At 44.9% G+C, this 15,561-nt stretch carries 17 protein-coding genes and 1 pseudogene; 14 read left to right on the forward strand and 4 right to left on the reverse strand.

Annotated elements, in window-relative coordinates:
- On the forward strand, window positions 1-182 hold a 182-nt coding region (locus JZO70_RS18235; protein WP_207675116.1), incomplete at its 5' end, for a hypothetical protein.
- A gap of 112 nt (window positions 183-294) precedes the next feature.
- Here the strand turns inward: JZO70_RS18235 and JZO70_RS18240 are convergent.
- Window positions 295-978 carry a metal-dependent hydrolase gene (locus JZO70_RS18240; protein WP_207675117.1) on the reverse strand — a complete coding sequence of 228 codons (684 nt, stop codon included), beginning with the start codon at window positions 976-978 and terminating at the stop codon, window positions 295-297.
- Between the two features lie 109 nt (window positions 979-1,087).
- Between JZO70_RS18240 and JZO70_RS18245 the strand changes: the two genes are divergently transcribed.
- Window positions 1,088-1,741, forward strand: coding sequence for a B3/B4 domain-containing protein (locus tag JZO70_RS18245; RefSeq protein WP_207675118.1), 654 nt, complete (start codon window positions 1,088-1,090; stop codon window positions 1,739-1,741).
- A 386-nt stretch (window positions 1,742-2,127) separates the two neighbouring features.
- Window positions 2,128-2,289, forward strand: a complete 162-nt coding sequence (locus JZO70_RS18250) for an ATP-binding protein (protein WP_207675119.1) — start codon at window positions 2,128-2,130, stop codon at window positions 2,287-2,289.
- A 125-nt stretch (window positions 2,290-2,414) separates the two neighbouring features.
- On the opposite strand, the gene JZO70_RS18255 is transcribed toward JZO70_RS18250, so the two are convergent.
- On the reverse strand, window positions 2,415-2,891 hold the full coding sequence (locus JZO70_RS18255) for a YbaK/EbsC family protein (protein ID WP_207675205.1): 477 nt from the start codon (window positions 2,889-2,891) through the stop codon (window positions 2,415-2,417).
- A 234-nt stretch (window positions 2,892-3,125) separates the two neighbouring features.
- On the opposite strand from JZO70_RS18255, the gene JZO70_RS18260 reads away from it, so the two are divergent.
- The 6 genes and pseudogenes from JZO70_RS18260 to JZO70_RS18285 all read left to right on the forward strand — a co-directional run bounded on the left by JZO70_RS18260 (window position 3,126) and on the right by JZO70_RS18285 (window position 7,291).
- Window positions 3,126-4,088 carry a sugar-binding transcriptional regulator gene (locus tag JZO70_RS18260; RefSeq protein WP_207675120.1) on the forward strand — a complete coding sequence of 321 codons (963 nt, stop codon included), beginning with the start codon at window positions 3,126-3,128 and terminating at the stop codon, window positions 4,086-4,088.
- Window positions 4,089-4,266: 178 nt separating this feature from the next.
- Window positions 4,267-4,947, forward strand: coding sequence for a fructose-6-phosphate aldolase (locus JZO70_RS18265; RefSeq protein ID WP_207675121.1), 681 nt, complete (start codon window positions 4,267-4,269; stop codon window positions 4,945-4,947).
- A gap of 243 nt (window positions 4,948-5,190) precedes the next feature.
- Entirely contained in the window at window positions 5,191-5,658 is a 468-nt protein-coding gene (locus tag JZO70_RS18270; protein ID WP_207675122.1) for a Dps family protein, read from the forward strand.
- Between the two features lie 295 nt (window positions 5,659-5,953).
- A complete protein-coding gene (locus tag JZO70_RS18275) occupies window positions 5,954-6,187 on the forward strand; it encodes an AbrB/MazE/SpoVT family DNA-binding domain-containing protein (protein ID WP_207675123.1) in 234 nt (77 codons plus the stop codon).
- Between the two features lies 1 nt (window position 6,188).
- A pseudogene (locus JZO70_RS18280) lies at window positions 6,189-6,514 on the forward strand (type II toxin-antitoxin system PemK/MazF family toxin).
- A gap of 150 nt (window positions 6,515-6,664) precedes the next feature.
- Window positions 6,665-7,291 carry a hypothetical protein gene (locus JZO70_RS18285; protein WP_207675124.1) on the forward strand — a complete coding sequence of 209 codons (627 nt, stop codon included), beginning with the start codon at window positions 6,665-6,667 and terminating at the stop codon, window positions 7,289-7,291.
- Between the two features lie 72 nt (window positions 7,292-7,363).
- Here the strand turns inward: JZO70_RS18285 and JZO70_RS18290 are convergent, their stop codons facing one another.
- Window positions 7,364-7,531, reverse strand: a complete 168-nt coding sequence (locus JZO70_RS18290; protein WP_207675125.1) for a hypothetical protein — start codon at window positions 7,529-7,531, stop codon at window positions 7,364-7,366.
- Between the two features lie 20 nt (window positions 7,532-7,551).
- Entirely contained in the window at window positions 7,552-8,454 is a 903-nt protein-coding gene (locus JZO70_RS18295) for a LysR family transcriptional regulator (RefSeq protein ID WP_207675126.1), read from the reverse strand.
- A 302-nt stretch (window positions 8,455-8,756) separates the two neighbouring features.
- On the opposite strand from JZO70_RS18295, the gene JZO70_RS18300 reads away from it, so the two are divergent.
- From JZO70_RS18300 to JZO70_RS18320, 5 genes are all read left to right on the forward strand, one after another.
- A complete protein-coding gene (locus JZO70_RS18300) occupies window positions 8,757-9,608 on the forward strand; it encodes a sugar phosphate isomerase/epimerase family protein (protein ID WP_207675127.1) in 852 nt (283 codons plus the stop codon).
- An 82-nt stretch (window positions 9,609-9,690) separates the two neighbouring features.
- Window positions 9,691-10,539: a shikimate dehydrogenase gene (locus tag JZO70_RS18305; protein WP_207675128.1), complete on the forward strand. Its 849-nt coding sequence runs from the start codon at window positions 9,691-9,693 to the stop codon at window positions 10,537-10,539.
- Window positions 10,540-10,624: 85 nt separating this feature from the next.
- Entirely contained in the window at window positions 10,625-11,911 is a 1,287-nt protein-coding gene (locus JZO70_RS18310; protein ID WP_207675129.1) for an MFS transporter, read from the forward strand.
- A gap of 156 nt (window positions 11,912-12,067) precedes the next feature.
- Complete coding sequence (locus JZO70_RS18315; RefSeq protein WP_207675130.1) at window positions 12,068-13,396, forward strand: citrate transporter; 1,329 nt, start codon at window positions 12,068-12,070, stop codon at window positions 13,394-13,396.
- A 25-nt stretch (window positions 13,397-13,421) separates the two neighbouring features.
- Window positions 13,422-15,545, forward strand: coding sequence for a hydantoinase/oxoprolinase family protein (locus JZO70_RS18320; protein ID WP_207675131.1), 2,124 nt, complete (start codon window positions 13,422-13,424; stop codon window positions 15,543-15,545).
- Window positions 15,546-15,561 lie beyond the last annotated feature (16 nt).

Consider the following 15,561-nt stretch of genomic DNA (forward strand, 5'->3'; position numbering starts at 1 on the left):
GTCCGCCGGAGGATCAATCCTTAGCGATGGTCGAGGAAGCGGAGGAAGCACCCGCCGAAGAAAAGCACAGCTGGTTCCCAAAACGCAAAAAAGGCACCGATCCTTTAGCTGGTTTTTCCGCCGATAAACGGAAACGCAAAAAAGCCATTAACCGCTGGAAGCGGGAGAAAAATAAAGAGTAATAGCAAGGCTGCGAACCTGCGAAGCCGCCGGGAATAAAGCGAGGAAGCCGAGAAAAGCAACCCAAAAAAGCCCAAAGGAAAGACGATCGATTCCTTTGAGCTAAGATTTGGGTTACAGTTCCAGCGATTCGCCGACAGCTAATATCTTGCCGACACCAGCTGGCAACGCGTCCACCAGCTCCTGCGGGTCCTGTTCAATCAACGGGAAAGTATTGTAGTGAATCGGCACAACTTGCTTGGCTTTCAAAAGCTTAGCCGCACGAACGGCATCCTCTGGTCCCATGGTGAAATTGTCGCCAATCGGCAAGAAGGCCACATCGATCTCGAAGGCTTCACCGAACAAGGCCATGTCGCTGAAGAGCGCTGTGTCGCCGGCATGATAAATGGTTTTTCCTTCGGCTTGGAGAATAAAGCCGGCTGGTTCACCCATGTAAAGCATCTGTCCGTCCTTTTCATAGCCGGAGCTGTGCTGGGCGTGAACCATTTTCACCCGACCGAAAGGAAAATCAAATTTGCCGCCGATATTCATCCCGTGAGTTTTTGTCACGCCTTCATTTTGGGCGAATTTTGTGATCTCCACAATACTGATCACCGTGGCATCGTTGCGTGTAGCAATCGGCACCATATCGCCCACATGATCGTCATGACCGTGGGTTATCAACAGCCAATCAGCCTGGACCTCGTCGGCCTTCAAATCAGTCACCGGATTGCCAGTGATAAACGGGTCAAACAGGAGCTTTTGCCCATTGTTAAGTTCAATCGCTACTACTGAATGTCCATGATACGTAAGCTTCATTTGGATCATCTCCTTTTCCTCATTATACCGAAAAATGCAGGAATTCAGCTATATGGGTTTTCATTTTATGATAAAACAATTAAAATAAAATGAAAAGGGAGTGGATTAAATGGAGTTAGTAGTGGAAGAACGTTTAAAGGAGCTGGGAATTTCCTTGGCTTATACCGTGGTGGAGTTCACCAATGGAGCCTACAGTGAGGAGATCTGGGGGGGCTTGCTGAACCCGTTGATTGCCAAGATTGAAGAAGAAGACACGATTGACATGATCAAGGATGATGAGAACATGATTGCCACCAAGAAGGCCTATCGCGCGCTAGGCAAGGACCCGGCTCGTTTTCGTCCGTCATCTGACAGTCTGTGGCGTCGGGTGATCCAGAAAAAAGGCCTCTACCAAGTCAATGATCTAGTGGACGTGAACAATTATTTCTCACTGGTCTACACATTGCCCTTTGGCAGCCACGATTTAGCCAAAGTCGGCGAAAAGATCACTTTAACTGTAGGCAAAGAAGGCGAGCGCTATGCCGGAATCGGTAAAAAAGATGTCAATATCGAAAATCTGCTGGTGCTGGCGGACGACGATGGACCATTCGGCAGCCCAACTTCTGATTCGACTCGCGGCATGATCGGTGAAGACACCACCCAAGCCGTGATGATCGGCTATGTCTTCAGCGAAATGGATGTGGATGCCATGCAGCAGGAGATCAAGGCTGTGGCTGAAAAATATTTGAAGGACTGCAAGGTCGTCGATCAAGGGATCGTCTAGCAGCTCACCAGTTTAATAATGAAGAAAAACAGATGTGCAAAGGACGCAAATCCAGGTCTTTTGGACATCTTTTTTTCGTGGAATTCTACGCCGAAGTACTTATAAAATAACAATATATATTTTAACCAAACTTTTCTTCCCGCCACTTCCCAAACCGGAAAAACGCTGAATTTCAAAAATGCAAGTATTTTTTTGACTAGAAACACTACTATTTTTGACAGTTGAGCTACAGATTTCAACAGTTGGCTCAAGTTCGGTTCAAAATATGCTTTAATTATAGAGAGCCCAATCTTAAAAAAAGGGGAATAACGAATGGGAAAAATAACGGAAAATGATAAATATTGCGATTTGTGAAGACAAGCTGGAGGCGTTGAGGAAGCAGCGCTTTGCGATTTCCTTCATTGGAGGATCTGCAGCAGACACGAATTACGCCGGGCATCGCTCTGAGTTCGGTGCAGGCAGTGGTGGATATGTATGAAGGCATGCTGAGATACAAAATCAAAGACGGTATTTTCCAAGCGTCGGTGACAGGAAACCACGCTTTTTGATTCTATGCAGGATGGGTCCTGCCGGCAGAAACACAAACAAACGGTTAGCCGCGGCTAACCGTTTATTTACTCATTTGAGAAGAAGGTTAAATAAGCCAAAGCTGAAGGAGTTTGCGAAGCCTATCCTATTCCCAGCCCTTACAGACATCCACCCACTGAGTACTCTGGGCATACTGCTCCAATTCAGGAATCGTCAGCTCAATCGCACTTTTGGGGCCGCCGCATGCCGGGAAGACGGTGTCGAAGCGCTTCAAGGATTCGTCCAAGTAAACCGCCACATCTTCTTTAATGGCAAAAGGACAGACGCCGCCTACCGGATGGCCGATTTTTTCTTCCACTTCCTCCGCCTTCAGCATCAGCGCCCGTTCACTAAAGGCTTGCTTGAACTTAGGGTTGTCTATTTTCGCGTCACCGGCTGCCACGATCAAAATCGTCCGCTGGGCTTTTTTCAAGTTAAAGGACAAGGTCTTGGCGATCCGCTCCGGCGCACAGTTCAAGGCTTGAGCCGCCAGCTCCACCGTGGCACTGGACACCTCGAATTCGATCAAACGATCGGCGATGCCAAAGCCGTCAAAATAATTTCTCACATCTTCTACTGCGATAAGTCATCCCTCCATTTCCTACCATGATACCGAACTTTGGCTAGAGGGTAAATAAAATATTTGCTATGATGAAAGAAAGGCTTCCTAAACTCGCCCAGCTTTGGAGCATTAAGACTAAACCTGGGATAAACTGCTTCTCAAGTTTCTCCCAGGTTTCGCTTAATGCCGACAAAGCTAGTTTGGGAAGCCAGACATCATTACGAGTGGTATATTAAGCTTTTGAAGGAGCGCGCCATGAAAGAAGAAAAGAAGAAGCTGCTGGCCAAGGTGGCCTACATGTATTACCAGCAGGATCTCACCCAGGCCCAGATTGCCAAGGAGCTGGACATTTACCGGACGACGGTCAGCCGGATGCTGGCCCAGGCCAAGGAAGCCGGCATCGTGGAGATCACCATTAATCACTTTGATCCCGCCTTGTTTTCCCTAGAGGATCAGCTGAAAAAAGCCTACAACTTAAAACATATCGAAATCGCTCCCCTCAGCAACGACCTATCTGCTGAAGAAAAGGAAGAGCAGCTGGCTCGCACGGCGGCTAGTTGGCTGCGGCGGCAATTAAACGACGACAGTGTGATCGGCGTATCTTGGGGAGAAAGCGTCGGCAAGGCGGTCAATCAACTGGAGACCAAGTCCCTGGACAATGCCACCATCGTACCGATTGTCGGCGGCCCCAGCCACATCAATTCCCGTTACCACGTCAACACACTGGTGTACGAGCTGGCCCGCAAGCTGAACGGCCACAGTGTCTTCGTCAATGCCACCGTCACTCAGGAAACCAAGCAGCTGGCAGAAGGCATCTTCCAGTCCAAGTATTTTCAAGAGCTGCGGGATTACTGGCAGCAGCTGGACTTGGCGATTGTGGGCATTGGCGGACCGTTGAGCTACAAGAAAAGTCAGTGGCGGGATTTGTTAACAGAAGAGGACTTTCAGGAGTTGAAATTGCGAGAAGCGATTGGGGATTGCTGCTGCCGGTTCTATGATCGGCATGGCAAGCTGTTAAAAGGTCAGCTGGATCAGCGGACGATTGGCTTGCCGCTGGAGGCGCTGGCGGAGATTCCTCAGTCCATCGGGATTGCCCGCGGCACTGCCAAGGCCCGTTCGATTGTGCCGCTGCTGAAGGAAGGCTACTTGAACACCTTGATCACCGATCAGGAGACCGCCGCCGAATTGCTGCGGATTACTAACGAGTTGCAGCAATAACCGAAAAGTCTCGAAATAATTTGAAATTGCACATTTGTGCATTTTTCCAGCAGTTAGTCAAAAGAAAGCCCGTCACCACAAGCTTTTGCGATTTTTTGCCAAAAAGATACTGCTCCAATCAAGGGGAGATGCTATGCTTAATGGGTAGAATAAATCAAACAAAAGGAGCGTTTTATCCATGGAATTTATGCTAGACACAGCCAATATCGCCGACATCAAAAAATACGTAGACATCTTACCAGTAGCTGGGGTGACCTCAAATCCTTCCATCGTCAAAAAAGAGGGCAAGGTCGCTTTCTTCGATCACATGAAGGAAATCCGCAGCATCATCGGGGAAAGCCGTTCGCTGCATGTGCAGGTCGTGGCTAAGGACTATGACGGCATGATCAAGGATGCCGAAACTATCCTAGACAAGATCGATCAAAAGGTCTTCATCAAAGTCCCCGTCAGTGAAGTCGGCCTGAAGGTTATCAAGGAATTAAAACGCCGCGGCGTCAACGTGACCGCGACTGCGATTTACACCAAGTTCCAAGCCTACCTGGCAATTGCGGCGGGGGCAGACTACATCGCGCCTTACTTTAACCGCATGGAAAACATGGGCATCGACCCGCGGGAAGCCATCTTTGAAATGGCGGAAGAAATTGAGCGCACTAACAGCGACACTAAGATCGTAGCAGCCAGCTTCAAGAACGCCGGCCAAGTCAATGCAGCCTTAGAAAGCGGCAGTCAAGCAGCGACGATGGGCGTGGATATTATCCAGCAAGCCTTGGCAATGCCATCGATCGGTCAAGCTGTCGATGATTTCACCGCCGATTGGGAAGCCGTTTACGGTGCTGACACCAATCTTTCGACTATCTAAATAAGAAACTGATGAGCACTTCTCTAAGGGGAGGTGCTCATTTTTATGGTTTCCGGCTTTACTCGGCACTAAGCGGAAACTGGGAGCAGTCAATTAGCCCAATTTTAGTCTGAATGCTTCAAAGTTGAAGGAGTTTGTGCAGTTTTTCTATATTATAGTAATTATTAACTAATCATAATTATTGCATCGTTCTCTCATTTAGCGTATACTGAAAGAGTAGACAAAATGAAATGAGGGATTAATATGAAATATGGAAAAACAAAAGAAGTACTAAACCAACTAGTGGCTGACCTGAGCCAAATGAGCGCCGTGATCCACCAAACCCACTGGTACATGCGGGGACCAGAATTCTTGACCTTGCACCCATTGATGGATGATTACATGGACGAAATCAACGACCAACTAGACGTGATCTCTGAACGCCTGATTACCTTGGACGGTTCGCCTTATTCTACCTTGAAAGAATGGGCAGAACATACCGGCATCGAAGACGAAGTAGGCAGCTGGGACCGCACGATTCCTGAACGGATGGAAATCTTAGTCAAGAACTACCGTTACTTAGCTGATCTGTACCAAAAAGGTATCGAGACAGCAGGCGAAGAAGGCGACGACAGTACCCAAGACATCTTCACCGGCTTCAAAACCGACGTAGAAAAGAAAATCTGGATGCTGCAAGCCAAGCTTGGCAAGGCACCTGGTGTTGATGCGTAAGTGAATGAGCAGACAAAGACTTCTCCATTGTGGGGGAGTTTTTTTGTTTCTTTAAGTGGAGATGGTTCTACTGTTGCAGTTTATTGAAGCTGACTCGTCAAACAATTGGGTTTCAACTAGTGTTAGTAATGACAAGCGCACCAGGATCGGAAAAATCAGGCTGCAATAGTTAACGCTAGTGATAAAAGATGTAAGAATAGGAAGAAAAAACTCTTAAACTATGGTTTATCTTGTGTTGATACATTAGTTAGATTGAGTTAAACTTAATTTAACTAATGTATAGGAGAGGGTTAATATGGAAACAGTAGCTAGAAAAATAGGAAATTCTGTAGGCGCAATTTTTCCAAAAGATATCTCACCAGAAGTTGGTGAAACATTTACAATTGTAAAAGTTGGGGATACATACATACTGAAACCTAAAAAGGCTGATATTTTCGCGAATGCAGAGGATTGGGAAGGATTTAGAGACTCTGTTACTTCCGAAGATACTGAATGGGATACGATGAGGTCCGAGGGGGAGGAAATCTAGGATGAATTACCCGAAACAAAAAGACATCATCTGGATAGATTTTGACCCATCAAAGGGGAAGGAAATAAAAAAAGAAGACCTGCATTAGTAGTTAGTAAGAATGAATTTAATGAACGAACAGGATTCTGCTTAGTTTGTCCAATAACTTCGACCCAAAGAAATTTTGCCACGTACATTGAGATAAAAGATCCACAAAAAATTGCTGGAGAAGTGGTAACACATCAATTACGATCAGTTGACTACATTAATAGAAATATAGAAAAAATTGAGCAGTGTGATATATTGACCTGGTTGGATGTAGTTGAAGTTATTGGTATGTTTATTTAGGAGATCAGGTTTAAATTAAGGAGGATGATTCAGGTTTATATGGAACCTCCACCATTATAATAGAAGCAACACACTCAATCCTCCCCAAAAGCCGTATTCTTTCACCATTCCGCCCATCTTCACTATAATGGGATCAGGAGGTGCTTTGGAATGGACAAACAAGCACAATTTGAACTAAAGGTCAGCAATCTCGCCAACCGGTTTTTGTATAATAGCCTAACCACACCCCAACGCTTACTACCGTTAGCGGAACGCGTGGCCCGGGATGGACAAAAGCTGGCGAAGGAATACGACGAGCAGCAGCGGATTCAGTCGGTGGCCGAAGAGCTATTGAAGGTGATGGATGGGTCTTTGTATTTGGTGGATTTGTTAGCCAATGGGATTTTAACGAAGGACTACAGCCACTTATCAGAAAATGAACTGGTGGATCAGCTAGATAAGATCGAAGGCCACTCCGATGAACAGGAGCGCCTGATTCAGCTGTTGATGGAATCGATCCAACACAATCTGGAGAATGGAATCACCCTGGAGGAAATCTACTACGAAAACTATTTAATGGAGTATGCCGCAAGCTTAATGGAGATTTACGTGATCCAGCATTTGAAGGATCAAGAGGAATTTCTAAACGAGCTGGCCCCGCTGATCGCCAAAAATCGCGACAGCGAAGTGCCTTACGGGATCTTCGTTCGCGTCACCAACAATTTCAAAAAAGAACTGGCCCGTCAGTATTACCAATACGATACCGTGGTTAAAATAATGGAAACCGATGCCAGATAGACTAAACAAGCCCTGAATCAACGCGATTCAGGGCTTTTTCCATGTGGGCGAATTTGCCAAGCCTTCTGGAAGCTATTTCGAAAACTTATAATAACCAAAACGAACGGCACAGACCAATAGATTTAATCCAACTAACAACAGCAAGATCGAATTTCTAGTGATAAACAGGTAGCGATAGAGATAGATCAGGGTCACGATCAAGAATCCCACAGACGTTACTAAATGCCCTTTTTTCTTCATGGTCCTACCAGTCCTTTCTATTAATAGATCGTCTCCTGAGGATCAGAATTGGCCAGCACATATTCCTTAAAGTTAGTCACTACCGGTGTTAAATATGCTTCCTTGTTAGTCACCAGGTAGAAGTAACGTTCCCAATTGAGATTCTTCAAGCGAATTTTCTTCAGCGGCAATGATTCCAGCACGCCCATATCAGGAACCACCGCCATGCCGAAGCCTTGGCTCACCAGACCAGCGATCACCTGATCGACAGTTACTTCGTAGACAATATTATAGGTACAGTTGTTGCGCTTGAAGGCACTGTCGATGATGCTGCGCAGGCCGCTGTTTTTGCTGAAGCCGATCTGAGGGAAGGGCTGGGTCTGCTCCAAGTAGATCTCATCGAATTGGGCTAACGGATGATCCAAGGGTGTAATCACCACCAGCTCCTGATTAGCCACTGGAATAAATTCAATCGTCGGCTCATCCGGCAAATAAGAACAGATGCCGATATCGTACTTCATACTCTTGATGCCTTCGATAATTTCTCGGGTAATCCCAGCAGAGGTATGAAAATCAAACTCGATCTCCTTCTCCGGATTTGCCTTAATAAAGCCGCTGGCAAAACGAGGCGCATAACGCGTCCCTAATATAGGAAGAAAGGCGAAGCTGATATAGCCGCTGCCTTTATTTATCTTAGTTACCGTTTCGATACCGGTATCCAGCATCGCTAAGGTTTTCGAGACATAATCGTGAAAAATAACCCCCGGTTTGGTCAGGACCACATTACGGCCTTTCTTTTCAAACAAGGGCACGCCAAGCTCGGCCTCTAAAGAGGAGATGGCGTTGCTTAGGCTGGGCTGTGTGACATTGAGCAATTTGCTGGAACGAGTATAATGCTGTTCGCGGGCCAGGACATCAAAGTATTTTAAATGCTGTAAATTCATTAGTTAAGCGCTCCCTTGACACAGTTTTCTACATTATAGCAAAACCTATTTCTTAAACCTATAGATTCTTCGATAAAAACCAATTAGATATTTCAGAAATTACACGTTAGAATAAATTCATAAAGTGATTGTGAATTTGGGAGCATTATTTATTATTCGTGTTTTGATTAGATTGACAGAAAAACAAGATGTTTCAATCTGAAGTAACCGCTTTATCATCAATTTTGTCCAAACCATGAGTTTGACTTTGCCGACTCATGTGAAAAAAATAACTTTAAACAAACTTTAGGAGGAATTTAGTAATGAGAAAAGTACCTTTGACAATCAGTTCATTTACATTAGGCGTGGAGATCGATTTTGAAGAACGCATTAAAACAGCGAAAGCAGCCGGCTTTGACGGAATTGGTATCCGAGCTGAAACTTATATGCTAGCAGTAAAACAAGGCTATTCAGACGAAAGAATGCTAGAAATCTTAGAAGAAAATGACATGAAAGTCACTGAAGTTGAATATATCACAATGTGGACTGACCCAAATAAAACAGCTGAAGCACCTAGCACATTATTACAACAGTTCAAAGAACAAACAACTTACCATATGGCTCGCTTGTTCGGCGTAGGCCACATCAACTGTGGTTTGATGGAATCTGATTCATTAGACGTTCAAATCAAAGCCTTCAAAGAATTGTGCGAACGCGCGAAAGAATTAGTAATCGGTTTAGAATTCATGCCTTACAGCGGTGTTCCAGATTTAAAAACTGCTTGGCAAATCGTTGACGGCGCTGGCTGTGACAACGGTATGTTGATCTTAGACACTTGGCATTGGGCTCGTGCAGAAATGACTGCAGAAGATTTGAAAGATGTTCCAGCTGACAAAGTGGTGTCTATCCAAATCTGTGACGTATTAGAACGTCCATATCCAAAACCAATCTTACGTGAAGAATCATTGCATGACCGTCTGTGCCCAGGAACAGGATGGGGCGACACAGTTGGCTTCCTGAAAGCATTGAAAGCACACGGAATCAAACCTCGCGTTGTGGGAACAGAAGTTATCTCTGACAACAACTTGGAATTAGGTTACCAAAAAGCTGCACAAATGAACTACGATACAAGTATCGATGTAATTAAACAAGCTTGGCCTGAATTGTTAGATTAAAATTCTTTTAAGCAAAAAATAAGGTGAATGTTTTCACCAAAATGTAGTATACTACTTAATAAAATGATAGGGATGTGTATACATGTTAGAAGGAATTTCAGGAAAAACTAAGCTGTATGGCTTAATTGGCAGCCCAGTTGGACACTCTGGCTCACCAGCGATGTATAATTATGCGTTTGAACAATTAGACATGGATGCGGTATATTTAGCATTTGACGTTGAAGTTGACGGCGTAGAAAAAGCCATCGATGCAGTGAAAACATTCGGTATGCCTGGCGGAAACGTAACAATGCCATGTAAAGGCGAAGCAGCTAAATACATGGACGAGTTATCTCCAGCAGCGCAAATGGTAGGAGCAATCAATACCTACAAGAATGAAGACGGCAAACTGACTGGTCACATTACAGACGGTATGGGCTTTGTGGACAACTTAATGGCTCACGATGTTGATCCGAAAGGCAAGAAATTCGTTGTATTAGGTACTGGCGGCGCAGCAACTGCGATTCAAGTCCAATTAGCGATTGAAGAAGCAGCCTCAATTGCCATCTTCAACCTAAAAGACGCGTTCTTCGTCAATGGCGAACGCACAGTTGAACGAGTGAAAGAGCATTACCCAGATTTAGACATCAGCATTAATGATTTGGGCGACGCTGATTTATTGAAACAAAAAGTTGCTGAAGCAGATGTGTTAATCAATGGTACGGTGGTAGGTATGGGCGAAGGCTCAACTCGCACACCGATCAGCGATACTGGCATCTTCCACGATGACTTAATCGTAGCAGACGCAATTTACAACCCGCCAAAAACGCAGCTGTTGAAAGACGCTGAAGAAAAAGGCTGTAAAATCGTCGGTGGTTCTGGCATGTTGTTAGCTCAAGGGAAAGCAGCATTCAAGATCTTAACTGGCAAAGAATTACCAGTAAAACCGTAAGCAAAAAAATCAATTCGCCCGCACACCTCAAAGCTACAGGTGTGTGGGTGTCAAAATGATCAAACAAAAAATGAGGAGTGTCATAATGAGAGCAAAAAAATACATTTTGTCCTTACTGACGGTATACTTGTGCTACTTTACACATGGGATGCAGTCAATTATTTTGAGTCAAAACCAGGTTTACTTCTATACTAAGTGGGGTTACACAGATGCATCAGAAGGTGCAGCAGCAGTATCATTAGCGATCACCGCTTATGGTGTAGGTAAATTGATCAGTGTGTGGATCGGAGGAGAAATCTCTGATAAAGTCGGCCGTAAGAAAATGGCAATTTTAGGTGCAATTTTATATATTATGTTCTTTGGCGGCCTGCTTGTAACAACTTCTGTAACCATCGCTGCCGGAGCAGCTTTCCTTTCTGGGATTGCAACTTCTGGTTTGTGGGATGCGGCATTGTACCCAGCTGCACAAGAAAGTGCACCGAAGTACTCAGCATCAGCGCTACTAGGTATTAAATTATTCGTATCTATCGCCGGTGTGGTTTATCCGTTAGCGGTTGTAAACTTCGCAAACTCTGGCAACCAATCAATGAGTATCATGATTCCATTAGTCTTGTCAGTGGCATGTCTAATTATGGCAATCATTTCACCATTTGCTTATGACGATATGATGAAAGAATCAAAAGGCAACAAAAACGACAGCAAAAAAGGCAATGCAGTTCAAGCTGAAATCGATGCTGCTAAAGCAAAAATGTTATCAAAACCAAACTTGTTAGTAAACATCATCACTATGTTATACGGCTTCACTTGTATGGTTATCATGTACGGTGCGCAACAATACACCAAAGCCTTCGGTATCAACAACGTTGGTTTGACTGAAATGCAAGCCGCTGGTATGACTTCTATCTACACAGTTGGTTCAATCATCGCGGTTATCTTCTGGGCGATCTTGATGGGTAAATTAAGATGGAATCCAGTTAAAGTATTGCTGATCAACTCAGTCTTTACTGCAGTCGCTTTAACAATGGTAGTATTGATCCGTCAAACAGCCGTTATCTACATCGCGATTGCGATGATCGGTTTCTTCGCTGCTGGTGGTGCGTTGCAAACTGGTTTGAGTGTACGTCAGCACTTCTGCCCAGGACCTAAAGGACGAAACACTGGTATCTACTATACCTTTATGAGTTTGGCAACAGTATTCTTGCCATTCATCGTTTCTTCTATGACTCGTTCAGTTGGGGAAACTCAAGCTGTATCAGTTATGATGGGTGCTTTGCTGATTGTAGCAGTACTACAAATTTTGATGATGGTTTACTTGGTTATGCAACACACGAAAATCTTTGGTTACAGTGCGTTTGCTAAGATGAGAGACTAATCATCACGAATTGAATGAATCTTATGGAGGTACGGCTAATTTTTTAAGAATTAGCCTCCTCCTTGTTTTCATATATCGGGTTGTTGTATTATTGTTAGGAATTTTATTTCAAAATCATGTATCTAAACTAGATGCTAGGGAATGTAGGGGGTACCAATGGACGCTATAATTGGGATTTTGTTAATCTGTTCCTTCGTTGGAATGGTAATCTTCTGTATTAAGGGACACAATTTAATGGTCGGCTTCTTCATCATGGCCAGCCTTTGGACATTTTTGCCTATCATCGGTCATTTAATTTCACCAAATGAAGCCTTTGTCGGCATGACCATCAATGATATGCTGAAGGCGGTTTATCAGACGGCACCGGAAAAATATGGTGCATCACTGATGAACATTTTCTTGGGGGCCTTCTTTGGTCGGATTTTATTGGACACCGGGATTGCTTCCACTATTATTCGTAAGAGTGTGGAACTAGGCGGTGACAATCCGGCGATCATTTTAGCGATCGTCAACTTGATTACTGGGTTTATCTTCACTTCAATGACCGGAGCCGGATCCGTTATTGCGATTGCGGTCATCATTTTACCGATCCTGTTTTCAATTGGGATTCCGAAGGTCATAGCCTTCTTCTCCTTCACCGGGTCGGTTGCAGCGGGATTGTTTTTAAATCCCATCAACTTTGCGCAGTATTCCGCCTTCTTCTTGAATTCAAACGGCGGGCCGGAATATGCCTACAGCGACTACTTCCCATTTGGGATCTTAGCCTTCATTACGATGATTATCGTTGTTTCATTGGCGGCGATGGTTTACCTGCGAATGGAAAGCTTAACCTATGCATGGTCAGCAACTAAAAATGCTGAAGTGGTGGACGCACCAGGCATTTCATTGATTACACCATTCTTACCAGTGGTGGGGGTAATTGTGTTCAATCTGCCAGTTATTCTATGTTTCATCTTATCAAGTATGTATGCGTTGGCAGTGTGTGGCGAATTGAGCGGCGGCTTTAGAGAAGTCTGCCGGACTATTTCTCGCATCTTCACTGAAGGGGTAAAAGATACGTCTTCTTTAGTAGCATTCTGGATCACACTGGCAATGTTTAATGATGCAGCTTTCTTCGCTGCTCCGTATTTCCAAGTAATTATCGGCGGGATCATTCCTACCGCTCCTTTAGCTTTGTGTATTTTGTTTGGGATTTTAGCACCATTGACTTGGTTCAAGGGTCCTTTGTCACTGATTGGTTCGGGGGCAGCGTTACTAGCTGTAGTTAGCCAAACCACCAATTATCCCACAACCTTCTTGTATCCGTTGTTTGCATCGGTATTGATCGGGATGGCCCATTTCGATATCACCATTTCTTGGAACGCTTGGGGCCTTGGCTTCAACCGCATCAACGGGATTGATTATATGAAGGTTGCACTGATTCCAGGAACGACGGTCGCCCTGATTCTAGAGCTGGCCAACTTTTTCCTAAACAATCCGTTATAAATCTAAAAATGAAGGAGCATCTCTAATGAAACGAAGAGTTCGTATAGGGATTGACGTAGGCGGAACCCATACAAAAGCCGTAGCGATTGATAATGATACACAAGAGATTATCGGGAAATCTTCTGTAAAAACCACTCACGACAGTGAACAAGGGGTTGCAGAAGGGGTCGTCAATTCCTTTCTAAAATGTTTAACTGAATATAATATTGCACCAGAAGAAGTGGTCTTCGTGGCCCACAGTACCACACAGGCAACCAACGCCCTGTTAGAAGGGGACGTTGCCAAAATTGGAATCATTAGTACGGCCAAAGCCGGGATCGAAGGCTGGTTAGCCAAAGCCCAAACGAATCTGAAGGATATCGACCTTGGGACTGGCCGCAGCATTCACATCATCCCTCGCTACATCAGCGAAAAGCAGTTGGATGAAGCAACGATTGAAAAAACCATCGATGATTTATTAGCCAACGGCATGGAAGTACTAGTTGCTTCAGCGGCCTTCGGGGTAGATAATTTATCCTTTGAAGAAAAAATTGCCGAAGTAGCCAAGAAGAAAGGCGTCCAAGTGACCCTGGCTTCAGAAATGACCAAATTATACGGCTTGTCTCGCCGCACGCGGACAGCCACCATCAACGCGTCTATTTTACCGAAAATGCTGGAAACAGCCAACTCTACCGAAGAAAGTGTACGTTCTTCTGGAGTTGACGTGCCATTGATGATCATGCGTGGCGACGGCGGTTTGATGGACGTTGTTGAAATGAAGAAACGTCCGGTATTAACGATGCTTTCCGGTCCCGCAGCCAGCGTAATGGGTGCCTTGATGTATCTGCGTACCTCAAACGGGATTTACTTTGAAGTCGGCGGTACCTCCACCAACCTTGGTGTGATTAAAAACGGCCGTCCGATTATTGATTACTCAGAAATTTCTGGTCACAAAACTTACGTGAATTCACTAGACGTTCGAGTTCTTGGGGTTGCCGGCGGTAGTATGATCCGGGTAACGAAGAGCGGCGTCAAAGATGTTGGACCCCGGAGTGCCCATATTGCCGGTTTGGAATATGCAGTATACACGCCGGAAGAAGAAATCGTTGATCCGAAGCTGGAATTATTTGCGCCGAAACCAGGCGATCCCGAGGATTATGTAGCGATTCGTTTAGCCAGCGGCAAAGCGATCACGATAACCAATTCCTGTGCCGCCAACGTATTAGGCTATGTGACCGAAGAGGACTTCTCTTATGGGAACGTTGAATCGGCCCGCAAAGCGATGCAGCCGTTAGCTGACTATTTAGGCCAAACGGTAGAAGAAGTGGCCCGCCAAATTTTAAGCAAAGCCGTAGATAAAATCGTTCCAGTGATTGAATCCTATGCCAAGAAATATCAATTGGAAAGTAACCAAATGACCTTAGTTGGGGTCGGCGGCGGAGTTGCGGCTTTAATTAAGTACGCAGCTGAACGGATGAACCTGAACTACAAGATTCCGGAAAATGCCGAAGTTATCTCTTCGATTGGGGTTGCCTTGGCAGCCGTACAAGACGTGGTAGAACGGATTGTACCGAGTCCAACGAAAAACGATATTCAATCAATTAAACAAGAAGTTATCAATATGGCCATCGAAAGCGGCGCAATGGAAGACAGCGTCGAGGTCCATATCGAAATCGATCCGCAAACCCAAAAAATTACCGCCCGAGCTTCCGGTTCTACCGCCGCTCAGGCAACTGAAGTACAAAGTGCTGCTACTGAAGAAGAAGCTTACGAAATCGCCATCCAGGATTTCCGTTTGCCAGCCGAACAGGTTACTTTGTTGGACAAAACCGATCAGTTCCACATTTTTGGGGCTTCCTCACCGAAGACTGGGAATGCTGTTCGGGTAATCGACAAAAAAGGCTTCATCCGCGTACAGCGTCAGCACGCCAAAGTGGTTAAGACCACCATCCAAAGCTATTTGGAAATGGTAACCCGATTGTGGGAAGAAATGGCCAACTATCAAAGTGACCTGATTATCCGTCCAGATTTCTATTTCTGCGTCGGACCACGTCTGCTTGATTTTACCAGCACTGACTTCGCTCAATTAACCATGCTGATTGATATTGAAATGAGTGAAATTATCGGTACTGACGAAATCATCATCATTGCCGCGAACCGTTTCAAATAAGTGTAAGACGAAGCTT

Origin of the sequence: Candidatus Enterococcus moelleringii (assembly GCF_017377575.1) — a bacterium.
GTDB classification, from domain to species: domain Bacteria; phylum Bacillota; class Bacilli; order Lactobacillales; family Enterococcaceae; genus Enterococcus_A; species Enterococcus_A moelleringii.

Bases quoted from the DNA above. Each gene is read 5' to 3' on its own strand.
- JZO70_RS18265 (WP_207675121.1), top strand. From the start codon at position 4,267: ATGGAATTTATGCTAGACACAGCCAATATCGCCGACATCAAAAAATAC.
- JZO70_RS18310 (WP_207675129.1), top strand. From the start codon at position 10,625: ATGAGAGCAAAAAAATACATTTTGTCCTTACTGACGGTATACTTGTGC.
- JZO70_RS18240 (WP_207675117.1), bottom strand. From the start codon at position 978: ATGAAGCTTACGTATCATGGACATTCAGTAGTAGCGATTGAACTTAAC.
- JZO70_RS18275 (WP_207675123.1), top strand. From the start codon at position 5,954: ATGGAAACAGTAGCTAGAAAAATAGGAAATTCTGTAGGCGCAATTTTT.
- JZO70_RS18285 (WP_207675124.1), top strand. From the start codon at position 6,665: ATGGACAAACAAGCACAATTTGAACTAAAGGTCAGCAATCTCGCCAAC.
- JZO70_RS18295 (WP_207675126.1), bottom strand. From the start codon at position 8,454: ATGAATTTACAGCATTTAAAATACTTTGATGTCCTGGCCCGCGAACAG.
- JZO70_RS18320 (WP_207675131.1), top strand. From the start codon at position 13,422: ATGAAACGAAGAGTTCGTATAGGGATTGACGTAGGCGGAACCCATACA.
- JZO70_RS18300 (WP_207675127.1), top strand. From the start codon at position 8,757: ATGAGAAAAGTACCTTTGACAATCAGTTCATTTACATTAGGCGTGGAG.
- JZO70_RS18315 (WP_207675130.1), top strand. From the start codon at position 12,068: ATGGACGCTATAATTGGGATTTTGTTAATCTGTTCCTTCGTTGGAATG.
- JZO70_RS18245 (WP_207675118.1), top strand. From the start codon at position 1,088: ATGGAGTTAGTAGTGGAAGAACGTTTAAAGGAGCTGGGAATTTCCTTG.
- JZO70_RS18305 (WP_207675128.1), top strand. From the start codon at position 9,691: ATGTTAGAAGGAATTTCAGGAAAAACTAAGCTGTATGGCTTAATTGGC.
- JZO70_RS18290 (WP_207675125.1), bottom strand. From the start codon at position 7,531: ATGAAGAAAAAAGGGCATTTAGTAACGTCTGTGGGATTCTTGATCGTG.
- JZO70_RS18260 (WP_207675120.1), top strand. From the start codon at position 3,126: ATGAAAGAAGAAAAGAAGAAGCTGCTGGCCAAGGTGGCCTACATGTAT.
- JZO70_RS18270 (WP_207675122.1), top strand. From the start codon at position 5,191: ATGAAATATGGAAAAACAAAAGAAGTACTAAACCAACTAGTGGCTGAC.